Origin of the sequence: Microcoleus sp. T3_B1 (genome assembly GCF_036700445.1) — a bacterium.
GTDB lineage: Bacteria > Cyanobacteriota > Cyanobacteriia > Cyanobacteriales > Microcoleaceae > Microcoleus.
Genome location: NZ_JAUBOX010000004.1, coordinates 151,661 through 174,436 on the forward strand (window position 1 = coordinate 151,661; position 22,776 = coordinate 174,436).

21 protein-coding genes are annotated in these 22,776 nt (G+C 45.0%); 14 read left to right on the top strand and 7 right to left on the bottom strand.

Going from position 1 to position 22,776, the window contains the following annotated elements; genetic code table 11:
• Nucleotides 1–28: 28 nt before the first annotated feature.
• The 5 genes from QT990_RS04140 to QT990_RS04160 all read left to right on the top strand — a co-directional run bounded on the left by QT990_RS04140 (nucleotide 29) and on the right by QT990_RS04160 (nucleotide 9,309).
• Nucleotides 29–5,377 carry a glycosyltransferase gene (locus QT990_RS04140; protein ID WP_333310441.1) on the top strand — a complete coding sequence of 1,783 codons (5,349 nt, stop codon included), beginning with the start codon at nucleotides 29–31 and terminating at the stop codon, nucleotides 5,375–5,377.
• Nucleotides 5,334–6,347, top strand: coding sequence for a class I SAM-dependent methyltransferase (locus QT990_RS04145; protein WP_333141157.1), 1,014 nt, complete (start codon nucleotides 5,334–5,336; stop codon nucleotides 6,345–6,347). Before QT990_RS04140 ends, QT990_RS04145 begins: the two co-directional genes overlap by 44 nt.
• Nucleotides 6,338–7,054 carry a class I SAM-dependent methyltransferase gene (locus tag QT990_RS04150; RefSeq protein WP_333141155.1) on the top strand — a complete coding sequence of 239 codons (717 nt, stop codon included), beginning with the start codon at nucleotides 6,338–6,340 and terminating at the stop codon, nucleotides 7,052–7,054. The genes QT990_RS04145 and QT990_RS04150 overlap by 10 nt, the downstream gene beginning before the upstream one ends.
• A 222-nt stretch (nucleotides 7,055–7,276) precedes the next feature.
• Entirely contained in the window at nucleotides 7,277–8,557 is a 1,281-nt protein-coding gene (locus QT990_RS04155) for a glycosyltransferase family 4 protein (protein WP_333101594.1), read from the top strand.
• A 116-nt stretch (nucleotides 8,558–8,673) separates the two neighbouring features.
• A complete protein-coding gene (locus QT990_RS04160) occupies nucleotides 8,674–9,309 on the top strand; it encodes a DUF1802 family protein (protein ID WP_333464966.1) in 636 nt (211 codons plus the stop codon).
• Here QT990_RS04160 and QT990_RS04165 read toward each other — a convergent pair.
• The 3 genes from QT990_RS04165 to QT990_RS04175 all read right to left on the bottom strand — a co-directional run bounded on the left by QT990_RS04165 (nucleotide 9,296) and on the right by QT990_RS04175 (nucleotide 11,724).
• On the bottom strand, nucleotides 9,296–9,946 hold the full coding sequence (locus tag QT990_RS04165; RefSeq protein WP_333408299.1) for an ABC transporter permease: 651 nt from the start codon (nucleotides 9,944–9,946) through the stop codon (nucleotides 9,296–9,298). The genes QT990_RS04160 and QT990_RS04165 overlap by 14 nt on opposite strands.
• Nucleotides 9,947–10,083: 137 nt before the next feature.
• Nucleotides 10,084–10,839, bottom strand: a complete 756-nt coding sequence (locus QT990_RS04170) for an ATP-binding cassette domain-containing protein (RefSeq protein WP_333145309.1) — start codon at nucleotides 10,837–10,839, stop codon at nucleotides 10,084–10,086.
• A gap of 198 nt (nucleotides 10,840–11,037) precedes the next feature.
• A complete protein-coding gene (locus tag QT990_RS04175; RefSeq protein WP_333145308.1) occupies nucleotides 11,038–11,724 on the bottom strand; it encodes an NUDIX hydrolase in 687 nt (228 codons plus the stop codon).
• A 284-nt stretch (nucleotides 11,725–12,008) separates the two neighbouring features.
• Here QT990_RS04175 and QT990_RS04180 point away from each other — a divergent pair, with 284 nt between their 5' ends.
• Nucleotides 12,009–12,281, top strand: a complete 273-nt coding sequence (locus tag QT990_RS04180) for a hypothetical protein (RefSeq protein WP_333464967.1) — start codon at nucleotides 12,009–12,011, stop codon at nucleotides 12,279–12,281.
• A 567-nt stretch (nucleotides 12,282–12,848) separates the two neighbouring features.
• Here QT990_RS04180 and QT990_RS04185 read toward each other — a convergent pair.
• The gene (locus QT990_RS04185) at nucleotides 12,849–13,280 is read right to left on the bottom strand and encodes a hypothetical protein (protein ID WP_333464968.1); all 432 of its coding nucleotides are present in this window, start codon (nucleotides 13,278–13,280) and stop codon (nucleotides 12,849–12,851) included.
• Between the two features lie 510 nt (nucleotides 13,281–13,790).
• Here QT990_RS04185 and era point away from each other — a divergent pair.
• From era to QT990_RS04220, 7 genes are all read left to right on the top strand, one after another.
• Nucleotides 13,791–14,702, top strand: a complete 912-nt coding sequence (gene era, locus QT990_RS04190) for a GTPase Era (RefSeq protein WP_333203517.1) — start codon at nucleotides 13,791–13,793, stop codon at nucleotides 14,700–14,702.
• 307 nt (nucleotides 14,703–15,009) lie between these two features.
• On the top strand, nucleotides 15,010–16,560 hold the full coding sequence (locus QT990_RS04195) for an ATP-binding protein (protein WP_333464969.1): 1,551 nt from the start codon (nucleotides 15,010–15,012) through the stop codon (nucleotides 16,558–16,560).
• 237 nt (nucleotides 16,561–16,797) lie between these two features.
• On the top strand, nucleotides 16,798–17,028 hold the full coding sequence (locus QT990_RS04200; protein ID WP_006634608.1) for a DUF433 domain-containing protein: 231 nt from the start codon (nucleotides 16,798–16,800) through the stop codon (nucleotides 17,026–17,028).
• The gene (locus tag QT990_RS04205; RefSeq protein ID WP_333464970.1) at nucleotides 17,025–17,195 is read left to right on the top strand and encodes a DUF5615 family PIN-like protein; all 171 of its coding nucleotides are present in this window, start codon (nucleotides 17,025–17,027) and stop codon (nucleotides 17,193–17,195) included. The genes QT990_RS04200 and QT990_RS04205 overlap by 4 nt, the downstream gene beginning before the upstream one ends.
• A gap of 83 nt (nucleotides 17,196–17,278) precedes the next feature.
• Nucleotides 17,279–18,067, top strand: coding sequence for a class I SAM-dependent methyltransferase (locus QT990_RS04210; protein WP_333464971.1), 789 nt, complete (start codon nucleotides 17,279–17,281; stop codon nucleotides 18,065–18,067).
• A gap of 403 nt (nucleotides 18,068–18,470) precedes the next feature.
• Nucleotides 18,471–18,692 (top strand): hypothetical protein, encoded by a 222-nt coding sequence (locus QT990_RS04215; protein WP_333463402.1) that lies wholly within the window; start codon nucleotides 18,471–18,473, stop codon nucleotides 18,690–18,692.
• The gene (locus QT990_RS04220) at nucleotides 18,685–19,107 is read left to right on the top strand and encodes an aspartyl protease family protein (RefSeq protein ID WP_332954395.1); all 423 of its coding nucleotides are present in this window, start codon (nucleotides 18,685–18,687) and stop codon (nucleotides 19,105–19,107) included. Before QT990_RS04215 ends, QT990_RS04220 begins: the two co-directional genes overlap by 8 nt.
• Before the next feature lie 212 nt (nucleotides 19,108–19,319).
• Here QT990_RS04220 and QT990_RS04225 read toward each other — a convergent pair whose 3' ends face one another.
• From QT990_RS04225 to petM, 3 genes are all read right to left on the bottom strand, one after another.
• On the bottom strand, nucleotides 19,320–20,237 hold the full coding sequence (locus QT990_RS04225) for an NAD(+) kinase (protein ID WP_333464972.1): 918 nt from the start codon (nucleotides 20,235–20,237) through the stop codon (nucleotides 19,320–19,322).
• A 1-nt stretch (nucleotide 20,238) separates the two neighbouring features.
• On the bottom strand, nucleotides 20,239–21,216 hold the full coding sequence (locus QT990_RS04230; RefSeq protein ID WP_333309271.1) for an NmrA family NAD(P)-binding protein: 978 nt from the start codon (nucleotides 21,214–21,216) through the stop codon (nucleotides 20,239–20,241).
• Nucleotides 21,217–21,413: 197 nt separating this feature from the next.
• Nucleotides 21,414–21,548, bottom strand: a complete 135-nt coding sequence (gene petM, locus QT990_RS04235; protein ID WP_445242817.1) for a cytochrome b6-f complex subunit PetM — start codon at nucleotides 21,546–21,548, stop codon at nucleotides 21,414–21,416.
• Between the two features lie 40 nt (nucleotides 21,549–21,588).
• Between petM and pdxA the strand changes: the two genes are divergently transcribed.
• Nucleotides 21,589–22,686: a 4-hydroxythreonine-4-phosphate dehydrogenase PdxA gene (gene pdxA / locus QT990_RS04240; protein ID WP_333309269.1), complete on the top strand. Its 1,098-nt coding sequence runs from the start codon at nucleotides 21,589–21,591 to the stop codon at nucleotides 22,684–22,686.
• Nucleotides 22,687–22,776 lie beyond the last annotated feature (90 nt).

A 22,776-nucleotide genomic window follows, 5' to 3' on the forward strand; every position in this document is an offset into this window, starting at 1 on the left:
GTGGGAATTAGGGCGAGGGAGAGAAATTGTGAGTACAAATGACAGCAAACCGTCGGTTTTTATTGTTACCGGAATGCACCGTTCCGGTACGTCTTTAACAGCTTCTTTGTTTCAGAAAGTCGGGGTTGATATTGGCAAAAAGTTAGTGGGCCCCGCTGACGGAAATGTGAAAGGTCATTTCGAGAATGTTGATTTTGTGGAGTTTCACAAAAGTGTGTTGCGATCGCACGGTATTGATGAACTCGGATGTACGTTGGAAAAAACGATTCCGGTAGCACCAGAATACGTCGAAATCGCCAAAAGGGCGATCGACCAAAATCAACTTCCTCACAAACATTGGGGTTGGAAAGACCCGCGAACAGCCCTTTTTTGGGATTTTTGGCTGACTTTACTCCCCGAAGCTAATTTTATCTGTGTTTATCGATCGCCCTGGGAAGTAGTCGATTCCCTTTACCGCCGGGGAACCGATGTCAGCTTGCTGCAAAATCCCGAAAAGGCAGTAAAAATGTGGATTCACTACAATCAAAAAGTTTTAGAACTTTACGAACGTTTCCCCCATCGCTGTCTCCTAGCCAACGTTTACCCCATCGGCAACACTCCTGAACTTTTCCTCCATCAAGTCAACGAAAAATTTAATGTTAACTTAGGTGCGATACCGGGCGACAATTTTGAAGAATCTTTATTAGTCAACGATATTGTCAAAAGTCACAGACCTAGTTTAATAGAAAAATATTTTCCCGAAGCATTAGAACTCTATGAACTTTTGGAAACTCAAGCTGGCAATCTGAGCAGCGAATCGAAAGGTGCGATCGATCGAGTTATTAATTTCCCAGCATCTCCAGTCTGGCCATTTGAAGATTGGCTAAAAATCCGCTTGCTGGAAAAGCAGCAAAAAACTAGCTCTTCCGAACTCAAACAGTGGCAAGAACAATTTCACCAGGCCCAGGCGAAAGTGTTGGGATTAGAGACAGAATTAGGAGCAACTCAAGTACAGCTTGCAGGCAAAGAATCAAATTTTCAAGAAGCTTTAGCAAAACTCCTCGGATTAGAAACAGAATTAGGACAAACTCAGGTACAGCTTGCAGGCAAAGAATCGCACTTTCAAGAAGCTTTAACAAAAGTCTTAAAATTAGAAGCAGAATTAGGGCAAACTCAGGTACAGCTTGCAGGCAAAGAATCGCAATTTCAAGAAGCGTTAGCGAAACTCCTCGGATTAGAAACAGAATTAGGACAAACTCAGGTACAGCTTGCAGGCAAAGAAACGCAATTTCAAACAGCGTTAGCGAAAGTATTAGAATTAGAAGCAGAATTAGGGCAAACTCAGGTACAATTTGAAGAGACTGAATTTATATTGCAGCAGAAGTTAGCTGAGTTACTTCAGTTAGAAACAGCACAAAGTCAAAATCAGGAAAAATTAAAGGAAACTCAGGAAAAATTAGAACAGTACCGCCAGGAAAATGAAAATTTTCGGGCAGAACTTGCTATAATCAAGTATTCAATATGGTGGCAACTGAGAGAAAAGTTGTGGGAAGTTCAGCGCAAAATCCGCGACTGGTTCCCGAAATTTATTTTTTCGTTAGATCGACCCACTACTTGGCAAGTTTGTGATTCCAACCTGCTAATTGTCGGCTGGGTTTTTAACCAAAAAAGAGAGACTACAGCAGTCCGCGCCAGAATTAAAGACCAGAGTTTCCCAGGCGTTTACGGCATAGATAGAAGTGATATAGCGCTAGCACACTCTAATATTCCGGCGGCGCAGAAATCAGGTTTTACAATTCAATTGGAAGCGCCTGCCGGACGGCACGAAGTGCTACTGGAAGCGCAAGACGAGCGAGGTAAATGGCATTTGTTGGCCGCTTATCCGTTGTTAGTTTCAACGATTCAAGCATCGTTAGATGTACCGGTGGTGTGGGAACAGCGTCAGGGTCAAATTTTGTTTGCAGGTTGGTGCTGCCACCACGATCGCAAAATTGCTAAATTAAGCTTGTGGTGCGGCGATACTTCTGTAGAATGCGCCTACGGTTTACGGCGAAAAGATGTCGGCGAAGTGTTTCCCGATTGGGTTAACAGTTCGGAAAGCGGTTTTGAGGCCCTTGTCGATTTGCCGCCTGGGGAATGGCACGTTTCTCTGCAAGCTGAGTTAGAAACCGGGGAAATCTTGTCTTTTCAAGCGCCTAAAATATTGACAGTGCGGCGCTACCATATCTGGCAGCGAAGTGCAGATAAGTTTGAGGAGTTATCAAGGTTTACAGCCGCAATTCAGCAGCGGGCGAAGGAAAGAAAGCAGCGTCTTGGTAGAATTTTGCCTCTGCCCTGGGAAATTGTGAAAGTGCTCCGCCAGTTGGGGAAGATTTATCGGCAGCAAAAACAGTTTAGTGCGCCGGGAGATTTACTGCCACCTGCGGGTTTTGTGGTGCCTCAACCTATTGATAGGTATGACGCTTGGCTGGAGGTGAATCAGTGGAACGATCGCGCGCGCGATTACTTGATTTCTCGGTTAAAATCCTGCCAGGAACCCCTGCCAAAAATTTCGGTAGTAATGCCAGTTTACAACCCGCAGATAGATTTTTTAGAAAGTGCGATCGACAGCGTAATCAATCAAGTTTATCCAAACTGGGAACTCTGCATTGCCGATGATTGCAGCACCGAATTTACTGTTGCTGAAAATTTGAAAAGCTGGGCCCAAAAGGACGATCGTATCCGCATCACATTTCGTACAGAAAACGGCAACATCAGCGCAGCAACCAACAGCGCCGCCGCCCTCGCAACAGGCGACATCATCCTGTTTTTAGACAACGACGACGAACTAACCCCCGACGCATTAGGCGAAGTCGCCCTATATTTTGCCACGCATCCAGCCACCGATTTTCTCTATTCCGACGACGACAAAATAGACACTAAAGGTCGCCGATTTGCCCCGCAATTCAAACCCGAATGGTCGCCGGAACTGCTGCTTTCCTATATGTATCTCGGTCATTTGTGCGCCGTAAGAAAACACATTTTTGAACAAATAGGCGGTTTACGGATAGGTTTTGAAGGCTCGCAAGATTACGATTTTGCCTTGAGAGCAACCGAAATTTCTCGCCACGTCGCGCACCTGCCGCTAGTGCTGTATCACTGGCGAACCGCACCCGGTTCTACAGCCATATCTGGGGCAGCAAAACCCGCCAGTTTTGCCGCAGGTCAAAAAGCCATTCAAGACGCACTAAACCGCCGAAAAATTAACGGCAATGTCGCTCAGCACGCATGGGCGATTAAAGAAAATCTGGGCATATTTGCCCAGGATTTCCCGGATAACGGCCCATCAGTAACGGTAATTATTCCTACTAAAAATCAGCTAAAATTGCTGAAAGCCTGTCTGGATTCTCTAGAAACTACAACCTACAAAAATTATCAAGTTGCCGTCATCGATAACGAAAGCGACGACCCTAAAACTCTGGAATATCTAAAGCAATTAAATTGCCAAGTTTTGCATATAAAAAATCCTGGGGGCAAGTTTAGTTTTGCAGCAATTAACAACCGCGCTGTCGAACAAGTTGATAGCGAATATGTGTTGTTTTTGAACAACGATACTGAAGTAATTAACCCTCGCTGGCTGAGTCAAATGGTGGGATATGCTCAAATTCCCGCAGTGGGTGCAGTCGGCGCGCGGCTTTTATATCCAGACGGCAGAATTCAGCACGCGGGCGTAATTCACGGGCTGCATCACGGTTTGGCGGGTCACGCTTTTAAGCTGATGAACAGTGAAAATCGAGGCTATCTTTCTCAAGCGATGGTAACGCGAAATTACTCTGCGGTAACAGCCGCTTGCACCATTACTCCGCGTCAATTGTTCTTAGAATTGGGCGGTTTTGATGAGGAGAATTTTGCTGTTGCTTACAATGATGCAGATTACGGATACCGACTGTTAGAACGGGGTTATCGGTGCGTATATTGTCCCGATGCGGAGTTGTTGCACAAAGAGGGAACTTCTAGGGGTTTTACCGACAATCCTCAAGAAGTGGCAGCTTTTAGGCGCAAGTATGCGGGCAAAAATGACAGTTTTTACAGTCCTCACTTGTCTTTAGAAGATGAGTATTTTCATATTCAACCTCGACGGGTTTTTATGAAGGAAGAAGAGAGAAGGAAGAAGGAAGAAGGAAGAGGGAAGAAGGAAGAAGGTTATACATTGGAAGTTTCCGATTCTGGTTTGTTGGTAGCAGAAGCAGAGAATTTGATTCATCCTATCAGAGTTTTGATGTGCAGCAATTCGCTGGATTTTACGGGGGCGCCGCTGCATCAGTACGAAGTTGCAGTGAAATTAGCGGCTGAGGGTGTGATTAAGCCGATCGTACTTTGCGTAACAGACGGGCCCCTGCGTCAAGCTTACGAACAGCAGGGAATTGAAGTAATTGTGCGCGACAATCCTCTCGAACACATCTACCAGCGCGATGCTTATGATGAAGCCATCCGCAGTTTTAGCCAAGAAATTGCAAGTTTAAAAGTAGATGCAATTTATGCCAATACTTTAGAAAACTTTTTTGTAGTGGATGCCGCGTGGCAAATCGGAATTCCTGTGGTATGGAACGTGCACGAAAGCGAACCTTGGCAAACTTATTTTAACAGGTTTGGTTCGGAGATTGCGGCGAGAGCTTTAGAGTGTTTTCGCTTTCCTTACAAAGTGATTTTTGTGGCAGATGCAACGCGGGACAGGTATTTGCCTCTCAACAGCCACCACAATTTTACCGTGATTCACAACGGCTTAGATTTGAGCAAACTGGAAAATTCGGAGAACTCTGAATTGGCTAGAAAAACTTTAGGTGTTGCAGCGGAAGATGTGGTAATTCTGCTGCTGGGAACGGTATGCGAACGCAAAGGACAGCAGGATTTAGTTAAGGCACTTTCTCTTTTGCCTGACAAATGGCACAATAAAATTAGGTGTTTTATTGTGGGCGATAGACCGAGTATTTACAGCAATAAATTAGCCGAGTTGGTGGGGGAATTGCCAGCCGAGTTGCGGCTAAGGGTGACAGTAGTCCCGGAAACAGGGGAGACGGGAAAATATTACAAAGCCGCTGATATTTTTGTTTGCACTTCTCGCGTCGAAAGTTTTCCAAGAGTGATTTTGGAGGCGATGGCCTGCGATTTGCCAATTATTACAACGCCAGTTTTTGGGATTAAAGAACAAGTGCGACCTGGAATTAATGGTTTGTTTTACACGCCCGATCGCCCAGAAGAACTAGCGGCCTCACTGCATAGTTTATTGGAAGATAAATCTTTGCGCCAGCGGTTAGCAGAAAATGCTAAATATGTGTTAGAGTCTTTGAATAGTTTTGCAGAAATGACTCAAGCTTATGGTCAAATTTTTAGAGAAGGTTATTTTACTATTAAAAAGTAATCGTTCAAGATTCAATGGTAAAAAAGTATGGCGTCAAATTTCCAGCATCACGGAAGAGAACACATCCAATGAATTAACAGCTAAAAATTACTGGGAGACTAACCCAACAGCCGCAATTGGGAAGCAGGGTTACTGGTTGTCTAATCCGATTATCGAAAAAACTATCAACCATCGGCTGTCAGGTGGTAATACTCAAGGTTACTGGCTAACCTGGTTAGTCAAAAAATATTTAAAAAATCGACGGTTCGATCGTCTTTTGTCGATTGGTTGCGGTGTGGGAAATCACGAGATTCTCATGGCTAAATTAGGATTAGCAACTCAAATTGATGCCTTTGACTTTTCCGAAAATTCTTTAGAAATTGCTAGACAAGATGCCGCCGCAGCGGGAGTAGAGATTAATTTTTATCAAGATGACTTTAATTTGTTTGCGGTTGATGATAATAAAAAATACGATGTAGTTTTTTGCTCTGGTTCGCTGCATCACGTCAAAGAACTAGAACGATGTCTATCAATTGTTCAGAAATGTTTAAAACCCGATGGATATTTTATTGTCAATGAATACATAGGAGATTGCTACAATATATATAATCAAGCTCAAGTGGATGTGATTAATCGCATTTACAAATGTTTTCCCGACACGCTAAGGTCGGGAACAACTGAAAAATTTTCTAGTCCAAGTATTGAGAAAGTATTGGCGAGAGACCCTTCAGAAGCAGTCCGGTCAAAGCTGATACTTCCGTTTTTAGAATTCTACTTTGATGTGGAAGTCTTGAATCTAGCCGGTGGGGGGTTACTTCACGAACTTTACCCTTTTTTAGATCACGCTCGACTTTCAGACGGAGAACCAAAGAGTGAAACGATCGTCAGGTTATTGCTGGAGATTGAACAAATCTTAATGGATCAGCCGGGAGGACTATCAAGCGACTTTTGTTTGTGTATTCTGAGACAGAAAAAAAAACAATGGAAATAATACCGCCTAAAGTAGATTATGAAACGGCGTGGGACAGTTACGCCCAACAGTGGCAAAAAAGTAATACCGAACTTGCCCATATTGGCGACGAATGGATAGGGAAAGCGGCCGGTGCCGCTAACTCCCTAGCAGAATATGAATCCTTGATAGAACAGCAATTTATTGCACCGTACATCAAAAAAGAACATAGGGTTTTAGAAATTGGTATCGGTGGCGGAAAAACAGGTTCGCTGTTGCTGAAATATTGCGATCGACTAATTTGTGCCGACATTTCCAGTCAAATGCTGCAAGCGGCCCGATCGCGCTTGGGAGACGATCGCGTTTCTTACGTCAAACTCGACGGTTTAACATTAGACGGCATCGCTCCAGGTTCAGCCGATGTCTGCTTTTGTTACGATACAATGGTACACGTAGAGCCAGTAGATATATTCAACTACCTGACTCGAATTCCCAAACTGCTGCGGGGCGATCGAATTTGCGTCTTTCACCACGGGAATATTCTCAGCGAATTAGGGTGGCAAAAATTCGCCAGCGAGTGGGACAAAAACCTGCTGGGACGCAGAGACGGCACTGCATTTTCAGTTATGACTGATACAATTATGGAAAAATTTCTCCATCATTTAAACTATGAAATTATCCTGAAAAATACATCTTCAGTACCGCGAGATTGTGTCTGGATCTGCAAAGCACCAACCCCCAATCAATAAAACCAAAGCTTTTTAGCCGCCTCAAAATATTTTATTCCAACTAACAACAGACAACAGTCAATCGATTTTAGATTTTAGATTTTAGATTTTAGATTGTTATCAGTCAACAGTCAACAGTCAACAGTCAACAGTCAATCGATTTTAGATTTTAGATTGTTATCAGTCAACAGACAACAGTCAACAGTCAACAGTCAACAGTCAACAGTCAACAGTCAACAGACAATGAAAGCATTATTTCTCCATCCCAACTTCCCCGCCCAATACCGCCACATTATCACGGCTTTAGGCGCAGATCCCAAAAATCAAATTGTTTTCGGCACTAAAAACGAGCGCCCAGAGTGGAACATTCCCGGCGTGCGGAAAGCAGCATTTACCCCCAGCCGGGAACCCCACGCGCAGACTCACCAATACGTCCGCCCTTTAGAAAGTGCCGTCATCTACGGACAAGCCGTATTTAGAATGGCAGAACAACTCAAAGCAGACGGTTTCGTACCCGATATTATCTGCGGACATTCCGGTTGGGGGCCGACATTATTTGTCAAAGAAGCTTTTCCAAATACACCGCTTTTGTGCTATTTCGAGTGGTTTTATCATGCTATTGGTTCCGACGCAGATTTCGACCCAGCGGAACCTTTAACAGTTGACGATATGGCCAGAATTAGAATCAAAAATGCGCCGATTTTGATCGATTTATACTCTTGCGATTGGGGTTTATCACCAACTTATTGGCAGCGATCGCAATTTCCGCCCGAATTACAACAAAAATTATCCACACTCCACGACGGCGTAGATACCGATTACTTCAAACCCGACCCCGGTGCTAAACTAATTTTGCCTAACTTAGACTTGTCTGGCGTTGATGAAATTGTCACCTACGTATCGCGGGGAATGGAACCTTACCGGGGTTTTCCCGAATTCATTGAGTCGATCGCCTATGTACAAGAACGCCGCCCCAACTGTCACGTCGTAATCGTTGGTTCAGAAAGAGTTTGTTATGGGCGTTCTTTACCCAACGGCGAGTCTTACAAAGACTATATGCTCAAAAAAGTACCCCTAGATTTGTCGCGAGTTCACTTTGTCGGGCCCCTACCTTACGGACTGTATCTAAAAGTAATTCAAGCATCTGACGTACACGTTTATTTGACCAGACCTTTTGTACTATCTTGGTCGATGATTGAATCTCTATCAACCGGATGTTTAGTAATCGGTTCCGACACAGGGCCAGTCAGAGAAGTTATCCGCGACGGAGAAAACGGTTTGCTAGTCGATTACTTCTCACCAAAACAAGTAGCCGATCGCATTGATGAAGTTTTAGACCATCCTACCCGCATGGCCGACATTCGCATCAAAGCCCGTCAAACCGCCCTAGAACGCTACAGTTTAGCTAAAATGCTGCCGCAACATCTACAACTGATCGAGCAAGTAGCAAATCGTTCCATGCCGCCTACAGTTGGTATGGAACCAGAACGCGAATTAGCAGCATCTTTTGCAGTGAGAATTTAGCAATAAAGGGTAGTCCTGCATAGTCAGGACTACGCCAATTTTAACAGGAAAAAGTGGCTGTACTTGCTTGAAAGTACCGATTTTTGTTACTATTGTTAAAACCCAACTAAATTCCCATGAAATCAACTACTAGGGCGCTGAAAGAATGGAATGTAGCAGTTAATGCTTTGGAACAAGGTCAAACGATTGTGCTGTTGCGGAAGGGGGGAATTCGCGAGCAAGCAGGACAGTTCAATGTCACTGACAAACAGGTTTTGCTGTATCCAACTTTTGAACACCAACAGCCGGATTTATTAAAGCCGGAGTTTGCACATCAAGTCAATACTGTCGAATCTGGTTGGCATCCTGAAGTTGTTAGAATTGGCAGTTGGGCGGAGATTACCGATGTTTTTTTGGTAGCTTGGGAACCGGCAATTACTGCGCTATTTCCGTACCATATTTGGAATGAAAATTTTGTCAGCGATCGCCTGAAATGGAAACAAAATCAGCCAATTTATATTTTATTGCTGCGGGCTTATCGCCTTGCAGAAATCCGCGAAATTCCCTACATTCCTGAATACGGCGGTTGCCGTTCTTGGATCGATTTGGCCGATGCTATTTCGCTGGAGGGAAGCCAAGCTGTTTTGAGCGATCGAGAGTACATTGAACGCTCAAATGAAATCCGCAATCTGATAGCAAATCCTGCGAATGCTTCTGGTTCGCAGAGAGTGACAACGCTGACGGAAGGTAGTCAGGATTTTAGTCCTCATTAATAGTTTTTAAGGTACTTTTCGAGAGGCGCGCTTCTACGAAACCCAGCCCAAAATCCGCAGCTAAGGCCATTAAAGCGGCCGGAATTGCCCCAGCCAAAAGTAGCTGATTGTTAACGGTAGCAACGCCCCGGAAAATAAACACCCCCAAGCCACCCGCGCCAATTGCAGCGGCGATTGTAGCGAGTCCGATCGCAATTACCGCAGCAACTCGCACGCCCGCCAGAATCACGCCCAGCGCCAGGGGAATTTCCACTTGCCATAACAGTTGCATATCAGTCATTCCCATGCCTCTTCCCGCTTCCGTAATCGCTGGATCGACGCCGACAATACCAGTATAAGTATTGCGGATAATTGGCAGTAAAGAATACAGAGTGAGGGCGATAATTGCCGTGCGATCGCCTATTCCACCCAATACCGGCACCGGGATTAGCAAGCCAAACAAAGCTAAACTGGGAATTGTTTGCATAATATTAGCAAATCCCAAAATTGGCTTTTTCAATTTTGGTTTTCTCGTAGCTAAAATCCCCAGGGGAATCCCCACAATAATAGCGATAAAAATTGCAACAGTTACTAAATATAAGTGTTCACTGGCGCGCCGAATTATCTCCGCACCATACCGATTTAAAAATTCTATCATTTGGTAATTGGCAATTGTGGTATAATTAAAAATTTCGTAGGGGCGGGTTCACCAATATCTTTAATTCCCAACCATCAGCTTCAAAAACCCGCCCCGCCCATACCCATAAACCAATGATGCGATCGCACATCATATTATTACCCCGTCCCGGGTAATTGCAAACATTCAAGAAATGCCTGAGCTTCTGAATGCTGAGATTTCATAAAATCATCGGGCGATCCCAATTCAACCAACCGTCCGTCTTGCATCAAACCAATTCTAGAAGCTAACAAAAAAGCTTCTTGAATCCCGTGAGTCACAAAAATCACAGTTTTGCCGAGTTGCTGCTGCAATTGACCGAATTCCCGCTGTAATTCCAGACGAGTAATCGGGTCTAAAGCACCAAACGGTTCATCCATTAACAATATCGGAGGGTCAGCCGCCAGTGCTCTAGCGACGCCTACCCGCTGCCGCTGTCCCCCGGATAACTGATGGGGATAGCGTTTGGCGAAGTGCTGGGGGTCGAGGTTGACTAATTCTAACAGTTGCCGGACGCGAGATTGAATACGATCGCCCTCCCAACCTTCTAATTTCGGCACTAAACCGACGTTTTGCTCGACGGTAAAATGCGGAAACAAACCAATTTCTTGAATCACATAACCAATTTTTCGGCGCAGTTGAATTGGGTTCCACTGAGTTGTCGGTTTTCCCATGACAAGAACTTCGCCGCTGCTGGGCGTTAGTAAATTGTTAATCAATTTCATGGTAGTAGTTTTGCCACTTCCGCTGCGTCCCAGCAATACTAAAACTTCTCCTTGCAGCACTTTGAAATTGAGTTTCTCTACTAAATGCCTGCGGTTGAGGCGATATGTCACGTCGAGGCATTCGACAGCAACTTCTTTATTGAGAGGCATGATTACTTCCGGTGATTTGGGTTTTCAGGAATTTTAGAACTTACAGACAAGGGGCTAGAAACCCGGTTTTTTTCTTAGATAATTTGCTGCTTAACCCAATATTTGTCAGAGAAACCGGGTTTATGAGCGTAAGTCCTAAAATTAAAATCAGCGAGCATCGGGGGACAATTGCCAATTCTAAAATCTAAAATCTAAAATCTAAAATCTAAAATCGACTTGATTTTGCCATTCTAGCAGTAAGGCTCGACATTGGAGGCAAGTTAATTTTTTGAGCAAGTCGCGAATTCCGTCTGGGGTGACAGGATATTCAGCACCGAGAAGTTCGGGGTTTACTGTTGCTGTCGGGTGCAATTCTGCAACAAAACCGTAGAGTTTTTGATTGGAGAAGGAACTGTTTATTTCCCAGCCGACGGTGTTGATCGGTTCGATGCGGGCGATCGCACTTTCTGTCACGCCTAATTCTTTCTTGATTATAGCTGGAACGGCTTCTGCTGGCGTGGCTTCTGCTGGTACGCGACCGCCGGGAAAATCGAGGGTTGCTTCTGCCACGCCGGGGCGATACATCGGTGGGGGAAACAGCAATTTGTCAGCTTGAATGGTCAAGATTACAACTGAATCTGCTCTTTCTACTCGCCAATATTCTACTGTTTTTCCTTCGGTTGTTTCGAGATGTTCCGCGATTAGTTTTACCCAATGAGAGTTGATTTCTACAAAGCGATCTAGAGTTTTCCACTGGGATTTTGCAGTTTGGTTCATGTCGGAATTTTTGGAATAAATCATATCAATTCCGGTTGCACCGGAATGATGTTGACTGTTGACTGTTGACTGTTGACTGTGAATCGAACAACTGAAAATTGCGCCGAGATAGGTGGCGACTTGTAACAATCCTTCATGAATTGCCCTCTAATTTATCATTCCGATGCCGCCGGAAACGATATCAGGTGTTGTTTGTTATGGTAGGCGATCGTTGCCGAGCTGAACAATAGCCGATCGACCTTTTCAGCTTTGAGCCAGTTTTTTCCTCTCGATTGTAAATTTTTGCTACAACCTTACACATTCGCCTAGATAATTCCGTAACATAGACTACATAATCAAAATTTATCTGCGCCTTCGCTCTAGGTTGTTTCAACCGCGCCCTGGTTCAGAGTCTTAGCCCAAAAGGAGTTGTGATGAAACTGCAAACAGATATTCGTACTTGGCAATCCCAACCAACACCCGGAAGCTTCGCCAGTGTCAGCGACTGGGAAAGATTTGGCTGCGCCGTACCTGCACCAAAATTGGCTCCTTCTATGTGGGTTAAATTGTTCAATCCGCCAACCGCATTCAGCTTTGACGAAGCGTGGCTGTTGTGTGAATCTTCGGAAGAACAGTGGCTAGCTTGGATTCCTGATTATGGCGAAATTTTACTGAGTACACATGAATTTTGCGCTCCTAAATCGTGAATTACGCAGACAAACTTTCATAAACCAGGTGTTAAAATCCATATCCCTCCGGTTCCACGGGATTTTTGGGAAACAAGCTGGTTTCTGCGTAATTATCTCGTTTGCAGTGAGGAATGCAAGTCCTTAAACTTTGATAAGGACTTGCATTCCTCACTACAAACCTCTTATTATGATGTCGTTTCAGCCGATATCATTAATATCATGTCCCATAGATTGACCGCGATTAAAGGCCGGGGCGGGTTTACAGATTTTCCCGTTTCTATTCAATATCTTGGCGAACCCGCCCCTACAGGAATCATGGTTAATTGACCGGACATGATATAAGTCCTAATAGATATTAATAGAAATTTCGCCAACAAAAAGAGCAATAGGTTTTCTATTGCTCTTTTTGTTCAAAAACACTCTCTAGTTTTTATCTTTAGATAGCGGAAGTTATCTCCACTGGCCTCGATTGACCCCAATATCGCTGCGGTGACGGGTTTACTGTATCGATGCTTGCATGGGAGATATTGGTGAACCCGCCCTTACAGCAATTACGGTCAATTTAGCCCCTGTGATATTGCTGGCTTATTTGCAAACTGCACGGTTATTTGCGTTTCTGACAATCGTGCCTACTTTACCATTAATCTGAATCGGGTTCTTAGTGCTGGCTCGAATCAACAGCGGTTGTTTTGCCAGACATTCTCTGATTGATGTTGCCCAGGAGGTGAGAGCTCCGGTGTATTCTGTACGACCCGCTGGGGCGCGAAACTGATCGGTAATTAGGAAATCCGAGGTGATGCTAGTGTCAGTACCAACATTGGTAATAATTGGAAAATCAAAGGCTCTGGGCAAGGTTCTGTCTTGGATTCTGCCCGGTACTAACTGGTATTTCTTCGATCCACCCTTGTAGTCAATACCTGCTTGAGGGCTGGTGGGAGGGCTTGTTTGAGCCAATGCGGGAACAGGCAAGCTTGCTACCAAAACGGTGCAGGCACTCCAAAATAATTTCGATTTCATTCGATTCATCTCCTCAACTTTATGACGATTAGCACTAATTTAGGTATGCTCAAAATACACTAGCTTTTATTGAGAAAGCGCCTGATGATATTGAGCTTTTGAGTTTGAGTTCAACTTACCTAATTTATTACCAAACATTCTCAAAAATGTTAAAACTGGTTGGCCTGACAAGCTGTAGAAAAGTTTCAGTTGAGTTAGATATTTACACATCTGAAGTTGTTACAGCATTGGGGAGTCGGTTTTACCAGAATGATTCATTTTTGAGCGATGTCATTGGAACTTTATCAAATTTTGTCTCAGATATCAAGTTTTGCCGATCGCGTATCCTGTTTTAACACTGGGAAAGCGGCTCGATCGAGCTTTGAGTGTTGCGGGCTATACCAGGGCGAGAAAGATGCTACAGTGCATCGATGGGCGTTTGAGTATTTTCAGGCGACAATAGACAGAGAAGGGGCTTGAAAATAGGTGATTTTAGTGGAAGATAGTAAATTTATCGACGTATCGGACATTATGGGTGTTCCCGCGGCTCCGGCGGGTTACAAATCGGGCTTTGTGGGTATTATCGGACGCCCGAATGTCGGAAAATCAACGCTGATGAATCAGTTGGTGGGGCAGAAAATTGCTATTACTTCGCCGGTGTCTCAGACGACACGTAACAGGCTGCGGGGCATCCTAACGACACCGGAAGCACAAATTATTTTTGTAGATACTCCCGGAATTCACAAGCCGCATCACCAATTGGGCAAGGTTTTGGTGCAGAATGCCCGCACCGCGATTCAGTCGGTGGATGTGGTGCTGTTTGTGGTGGATGGTTCGGTGGAATCGGGAGGGGGCGATCGATATATTATCGAAATTCTCAGCAATTGCAAAGTTCCGGTGATTTTGGGGATGAATAAGTTGGACGAACAACCGGAGGATTCCGTGTTGATCGATCGAACTTACGAGCAAATTGTCAATCCTGAGTGGCCTGTAGTGAAATTTTCGGCTCTCACGGGCGAGGGTGTCGAGTCGCTGCAACAATTGTTAATCGAACATTTGGAGGTTGGGCCTTATTATTATCCGCCCGATTTGGTGACTGACCAGCCGGAACGCTTTATTATGGGTGAATTGATTCGGGAACAGATTTTGCTGCTGACGCGGGAAGAAGTACCGCATTCCGTAGCAATCGCGATCGACATAGTTCAAGAAGAAGCAAAAATTACGCGCATTCTGGCGACAATTCACGTCGAACGGGATTCCCAAAAAGGTATTTTAATCGGTAAAAGCGGCAGTATGCTCAAGTCGATCGGCAGTGCGGCGCGGGAACAGATTCAAAAGTTAATTGAAGGCAAAGTATATTTGGAGTTATTTGTCAAGGTGCAGCCGAAGTGGCGGCAGTCGCGTACTCGTTTGGCAGAATTGGGCTATCGCGTGGAAGAATAAAACTTTATCTGTTTGCAGTTGGGGTTCTTCCGTTCTTTATATCTATTGCAAAAAATCCTTTTCATCTATTGATGGGACGGGCTCTTGGGCCCATCCCACAATAAAAAATAAATTTTGTGGGATGGGCCCAAGAGCCCGTCCTAATTATTTTTGCAAGAGGTCCTTTGAATCAAGAATCGAGCACGACTTTCGCTCTGAGAGAGTTTCATCTGGTACCGAGAGTTACAAACCCCCGCTTAACAACTAGAACGCCATTCCAATAACAGTACAGTAAACTGAGAGCAGCCCCATTCGCCCCAGTTGACCTATGCCACGTTGGTTCAATACTGCTGGCCCATGCCAAGAAGACATTCATTACGCACTGTCGCCCACGGTACGCTTACCAAGCTTAGAACGGTTAATAGCTCAACGCAACTATTTCGTCATCCATGCACCCCGGCAAGTGGGGAAAACCACCGCTATGCTGGCATTAGCCCAACAACTCACCGAAAGCGGACAATACACCGCCGTGATGCTGTCAGTTGAAGTGGGCGCACCCTTCAGTCAAGACATTGCTGGTGCAGAAGAGGCTATTTTGGGGGCTTGGCGACGGGCGATTTCGATTCGACTTCCCCCAGAATTGCAGCCGCCTGCTTGGCCCTCGTCGGAACCGGGACAGCAAATCGGCCATGTACTCAGTCTGTGGGCACAATCTTCTCCTCGTCCTTTGGTCATTTTCATTGATGAAATTGACGCACTACAAGACCAAGCGTTGATTTCTATTCTGCGCCAATTACGCGATGGTTATCCCAATCGCCCGAAAGCGTTTCCGCAATCGGTGGGTTTAATTGGTTTGCGGGATGTTCGCGATTACAAAGTGGCTGCGGGGGGAAGCGATCGACTCCATACATCGAGTCCGTTTAATATTAAAGTGCGATCGATTACTCTCAGAGATTTTAATGCCTCAGAAGTCGCGGAGCTCTACGCGCAACATACCCAAGATACCGGACAAGTTTTTACACCTGAAGCCGTAGCCTTAGCTTTTGAACTGACTCAGGGACAACCTTGGTTAGTGAATGCTTTAGCTAAGGAAATTGTAGAAGAATTAGTAACAGATGAATCGATCGCTATTACACCCGACCATATTTTAGAAGCCAAAGAAATTCTCATAAAACGACAAGATACGCATTTAGATAGTTTGGCAGAACGACTGCGCGAAAACCGAGTTAAAGCCATTATCGAGCCGATGTTGGCAGGTTTGGAACTGGGCAATATCCCCAATGATGATATTCAGTTTTTAATCGATTTGGGTTTGTGTAAGATGGATGTTCAGGGTGGATTGACGATCGCTAACCCAATTTATCGCGAAGTTTTGCCGCGCGTGCTCACCGTAACGCCAATGGCTTCTCTGCCGCAAATTGCACCGAGTTGGTTGACTCATGAAGGCAAATTAGACACGCAAGCGTTACTCAAAACTTTTCTGGAATTTTGGCTACAGCATGGCGAACCGTTACTCAAAAGTGCATCTTATCCCGAAATAGCCCCTCATTTAGTGTTGATGGCATTTCTGCATCGGGTGATTAATGGTGGGGGAACATTGGAGCGGGAATATGCGATCGGACGCGACAGAATGGATTTATGTTTGCGTTATGGTGAGGTAACATTGGGAATTGAACTGAAGGTTTGGCGAACTCGGAAAGTCGATCCGTTGAGTAAAGGGTTGCAACAGTTAGATGGATATTTGGCTCGATTGGGACAAGATGAGGGGTGGTTGGTGATATTCGATCGACGCGAGAATGCGCTCGAATTAGAAGAACGATTGAATACTGAAATTCATCTGACACCAATGGGGCGAACTGTTACAGTTATTCGTGCGTGAAGAAGTTGTGATGAATGTCTCGATTTTTGTGATCGCCGAGGGTGTGCGATCGACTCTAATCTAAAATATAATTAAGAAGCGGTTGACATACACGATCGAGCTGCGGTATTACTCGATTATATCTAGTATTGTACCGCAACTGCAATACAATTATTCGATCGCGCACCCATGTAACAAGCTAGTATATCTAATCTTTTCGCCAAACCTCTAACGAGGAGATTCTCAAAAATTCCCACTATGAACTACCGAAACCACATCACGATCGAAGCAAATAAACGCGGTGGTAAGCCTTGTGTACGCGGCTTGCGAATTACGGTTTATGAAGTGCTTGAGTACCTGGCTTCCGAGATGACCGAAGCAGAAATTCTCGACGATTTTCCCGATCTGACGCGAGAAGATTTAAAAGCCTGCATTGCTTATGCTGCTGACCGCGAGCGTCGGTTTATGACCGCGACCTTATCCGCATGAAATTACTTTTTGATGAAAATCTATCTCCCAATTTGCCACTCCGTTTGAATGACCTTTTCCCAAATTCGCTTCATGTTAGAGATGTTGGCATGAAATCCACTAAGGAGTTCGATAAAGTTACAGGATTAACTGCGGAAGATTGGCAGATTTTTGTCTGTAGCACATAAACAAGCTCCGCTTGACGACTAGGCATGATATAGTGTAAATTATTGATAGTAAGCAAGAAATTGGGAATTGATATTTTTTAGCTATGTATTCATCTTCTATAGAATCTTACTACAATAACCCTTGTTCCTTTCATTTTCGGATAAAGGATTTAATATCACAACTCCAATTGCGAGGTGACGAAAAAATCCTAGACGTAGGATGTGGAGACGGGAGACTAACTGTAGAAATTTCCAAATATTTGCCCCAAGGTTATGTTATTGGCCTTGATTGTTTTCCAGAAATTATAGAATTTGCTAAAGGTAAGTTTAATCGAGAAAATCACCCGAATGTAGAATTTCAATTAGGCGATGCGAGAAGCCTTGAATTTGAAAAATCATTTGACGTGATTGTTTCTTTTGAAGCTCTTCATTATATCCACGATCATATCCCTCTGCTGACAAGGTTTAAAGAAGCGCTCAAGCCTTCAGGGAAAATTTTACTATTGTTTTTAAGTGAAGGCTCTAACAATTCTATTCAGTTTATTGTGCAAGAATTACTCCTGCATAGTAAGTGGAAAGAATTAAAAAATTTTCATTATCAGTTTTATTCGCCTGCTGACTATAAAGAAATGTTACAAACTGTAGGATTTTGTACGAATAGCGTAGAGGTTTTTTCCCTACCGTTAAAGCATAACAGCAAAATAGAAATAAAGCAACACCTTGAAAAAGAGTGGATTTCTTTAACTTCTAGGATACCTCAAGAAATTTACGATGTTTTTATTGAGGATTTAGTAACTATTTATATGGAACGCAATCCTCCCAATCAGAACGGTTTAATTGAAAGTGACAAACAATCGTTAGAAATTCAAGCAACGATATTCCCTCCAGCTTAAATGAATAAGGAATTTTTGTTTGTTTTCAGGAATGGGTAAAAAGTCTGTATTTGAGTCTAATTTGGGAGTAAGCGATTCTAATTTTCTACTATTGAATATCGCCTGGGCCGGGTGCATTTGCTGAGATTGGAGGGAATGGGGGATTAGTGCGCCGAGGCCAGAAACCGGGTTTCTTCCTAGATATCTCGTTGGGAAACTTGGATTTTTCAGAGAAACCCGGTTTCTTTGCGTAGGAATGAAAATGACAAATAATGCTTCGCCCTATAATCATAATCGCCTTGGCAGTTGCTATAATTTCATAGTAAGGGCTTTAGCCCTTACTACAAACACAAATTAAGCAGGAACCTGGATTCTTTCACTCCCAGAAAGCTTTTCACCAAACATCAAACTAGGAGATTTTCAAATGCCATTGGCTGAACTAAAGTCCAAAATCCAGGAACTTTCAAAAATTGACAAGCTTCGGCTGATGCAGTTTCTAGCAACAGAACTGGTCAAAGAAGAAGATGCAACAAACTTTTTTGTTGCCGATCGAGAGTATCCGGTCTGGTCGCCTTACAATTGCTCTGAGGCTGCCAATGTTTTAATGAATCTTCTGACGACAAAACAACAAGAACAGAATGATTGACGCTCAGAGATTTCCCTACAAAATCATTGACAGCAGTCTTGGCATGGTCGATCGAATGCCGTATCTACCATTGACACTCAGCCTGAACGGTCAATCCTTGAACGCTGAGGGCTTACTAGATACAGGCGCAAGCGTTAATGTTTTGCCCTACGAGTTAGGGCTACAACTGGGCTTAGTCTGGGAAAATGAGACACTCTCAGTCGTATTGGCTGGGAATTTGGCTCGATTTGAAGCCCGCGCAGTCGTTGTTAATGCTCGAGTTAGTTCATTCCCAACGCTTAACCTGGCATTTGCCTGGACACAAGCAACCAATGTACCTTTGATTTTGGGGCAAGCTAATTTCTTCTTCGAGTTTGATGTCTGTTTCTTCCGGGCACGTTCAGAATTTGAAATCCGTCCTAAGCAGAGTGAATAGAAATGAAGACACTCCAACTATACCGTTATGTCATAAACGCTGCCTGAGTTTGGAGATGGTTCGGAATCTCGATCGAGAATTAAGGATTCCGTAGGAGATTCCGATCAAACTTTATCCTGCCCAAAAACAAAGAAAAAGCCGCCCTAAAAGGCGACGTACTGAGCGTAGCCGAAGTGAGGGGACTTTAGCCCTCCGCTCATTACCAACAAATATCAAGGCAACTCAACGGAACTCGGTTTAGCAATGTGAGGCAAGCCCCAGCCCAATTTTTCCCGCAAAATGTGGAAAAACTCAAAAGATTGCACCCGAATAAAGCGGGCTGGGTACGGAGCTCGCTCGACTTGCACCCAATCCTCCGGCAAAACATAACATCCGCCGTTACCATCTACCACCATTACCAGGCGGTTTGGACTCGCCGGCAAAATCTTGATCGGCTCGGTGTTGGAAAACACCAAAGCCCGCGAAGCCATTGAATGCGGGCAAATAGGCAGCAACTGCAACACCGGCACTCCGGGAATGATGACAGGGCCGCCGGCAGACAGCGCGTAAGCCGTCGATCCAGTCGGAGTCGAGATAATTACCCCATCTGCTGCAATGTCAACGGAAGCGTGCTGGCCGATCGCCACTTCAAAATGACACATACAAGTCAGCGGTTCCCGGTGCAGCACCATTTCATTCAGACAAAGGGCTTCCCAGAGGCAGTCGTTTTCTCGAAACAGCCGCACGGCCAGCATTGATCTTTCTTCTATTTCGTATTCTCCGGCGATTACCTTTTCCAAAGCTTGCGGCAGCAAGTTCAGGTAAGTTTCTGTCAAAAAGCCCATATGACCGGTATTGACAGTCAGCAGTGGCACTCCGATGGGAGCGACTTGGCGAAAGGCCGACAGCACCGTACCGTCGCCGCCCAAAACCACTGCAAACTCCATGTCGCTGTCAAAACCGGGGGGGACGAGTTGTTCGATCTGAGTGTGGCACAGGGGGCGATCGGGGCTAGAATAGCCCAGAATTCCTCCCGAACCAGAAACCGAGCAAACCTCCCAGCCGCGGGCAGTCAGCTTGTCTTCCAACTCTGCGGCGATGCGACAAGCCACAGGTTTAACGTCGTTGTATATAATCCCAGCTTTCGGCACTTTAAAATGTAAAGGGCATTTTTTGTTTACTCCGTTTTTTAGTTTTAAGCTGCTCGTACTCTATTTCCTTGAGCTTCTTCATAATCAGATTAAAGTATTCTTCGAGATAAGACTCCAAAGTAGTAGTTTCTTTGGGGTCGATTCCGAAGACACTGTAAACATCATCCATCGGAGCTTTCAAGGGTTTTCCGGCTGCCAAAACTTCTGAAAAAGCCAATCTGTCAGCTACGTTCCAACTCCACTGAAAGAACTTAGCAAATTGACGAGTAGCCTTCAACAAGGCGTCTGGGGTGCGCGTAATTTTGGCTTGCTTCCCTGACAGCCGTTCGCACAACCGCACGATTTCGTCAGCATCCCAAGCGCGATTTCCCACCACCGGAAAGCTTTTTTTCTCGGTTTCGGGAACGGAAAGGGCCCGGACGGCAAATTTAGCAACGTCTTGAGTGTTCATGTAGGCAAGGGCGGATGGCTTGTTGGGCAGCCAGACTGCCTGATTGTCCAAAATCGGCATTGCATACAGGCTCACCAGTCCTTGCAAAAAGCCGCAAGGTCTCAAGATTGTGTAGTCTAGACCGGATTCTGCTAAGAACAATTCGGTACAGCGCTTAATTTCCAACAAGGGGACTTGAGGATATTTCTCCGCGTCGAGAAAGGAAAAGAATATGTAACGCTTGATGCCTGCTGCTGCTGCTGCTTGGATCAGCGATACTTTTCCGTCCCAGTCTACTCTTTTGATGCTGACAGAATCGGCTGCACTGGCTGTTGCTGCATCGATAATAGCAGTGACGCCTTCTAGGGCCGGAGGCAGACTGTCTGGCTGGCAAAGGTTCCCCGGTACGAGTTCAGCGCCCCATTCTTTCAAAAATGCAGCTTTTCTGTAACTTCTGACTAAACAGCGCACCTGGTAGCCCTCGTCTAGGGCGCGGCGGGCTATCTGGCGGCCGAGAGTGCCGGTGGCACCTAAAATCAATAAAGTCATCTAGGGATTAATTATGAATCTTAAACTTTCTATAAGATGGTATCAGGTTTTTGTTAAGTTTGTTATAAAAACTTAACAAAAACCTGAAATTTTCTCATTTTAGGCTTGAGATATTCGGAACAAGGCTGACTTTCGGCAGCAAGTAGACTCTAGAAGGCAGAAGGTAGAAGGCTTCTGAAGGATTGGTTGAAAAAAACTTATTCTTCGCCGCCTTGCAATTTGAGCAGGAGGAAGCCTCCACCTATACCCACGAAAATTAGGGAAAAGGACAAAAAGGCTGCATTGAAAATTTCAGGATTCATGATTATATATGTCCAATTGGGCGATCGCATGAAATAAAGATAATATAATTTGGGTCAACCCGGTACAGGAATGCTAAAATTTCAGTGCCGAAATTCCTGTATTTTGTTGGAGAAAACTGCCTTGAGTCTCGATCGGGAATCAAAACTAGCTGTAACTCTGGGAGATCCGGCGGGAATTGGCCCGGAAGTGATTCTCAAGGCATTGGCAGATCCCGCTGCTGCTTTGAGGGTAACGGTTATAGGTTCTAGGAGAGTTTTGCAGCAAACTTACGATAAGTTGCGATCGACCAATCCAGCAACAGAAGCGGCAAATCCCGAAACATTAAATATTATTGATATTGAACCAGACAACAAGTGGGGCGAAATAGTCCCCGGTGTCGGTAGTGCAGCTAGCGGGGCCGCTAGCTTTGCTTACATGGAAAGTGCGATCGCCCGTACCATCGCCGGCGAATTCTCCGCCATAGTGACCGGCCCGATTTCCAAAACTTGCTGGCAGGCGGCCGGTTACAATTATCCCGGACAAACAGAACTCCTCGCAGAAAGGGCAAAATCGCAGCGGTTCGGAATGCTGTTTGCCGCCACATCTCCCCACAGTGGCTGGACGCTCGTAACTTTACTCGCTACCACACATATTTCCCTGCGTCAAGTCCCCGATGCTTTGACTCCAGAATTATTGAGCGAAAAACTAGAATTGCTGGTAAAGTGTTTGCGGGAAGATTTTGGGCTAGAAAGACCGAAAATTGCGATTTCTGGCTTAAATCCTCACAGCGGCGAAAATGGCAAACTGGGAAATGAAGAGCAAGACTGGATGATACCTTGGTTGGAAACGCAGCGCGATCGCTTTCCTCAAGTGCAGTTAGACGGGCCCGTCCCCCCCGATACCCTGTGGGTAAAACCGGCTAAAGTTTGGTACGGTTTAGCCACAGAAGCTCACGACGGTTACTTGGCAATGTACCACGACCAGGGGTTGATTCCAGTAAAATTGATGGCTTTCGATAAAGCAGTCAACACTACAATTGGCTTGCCTTTTGTCCGCACATCTCCGGATCACGGCACAGCTTTTGATATTGTAGGTCAAGGGCTTGCAGATGCCTCCAGCATGAAGGCAGCATTGCAGTTGGCGGCCCAGTTGGCTAGTCGCAGAACAGCAGTTAAAATAGGGCGATAGGTTTAGTACGCCAGACGCTCGGAAAAATTGTGTCATTCCTATTGATTTTCGCTGGGGTGAGGCGGCAAGCAAGCTGGTAATTTCCTTCGG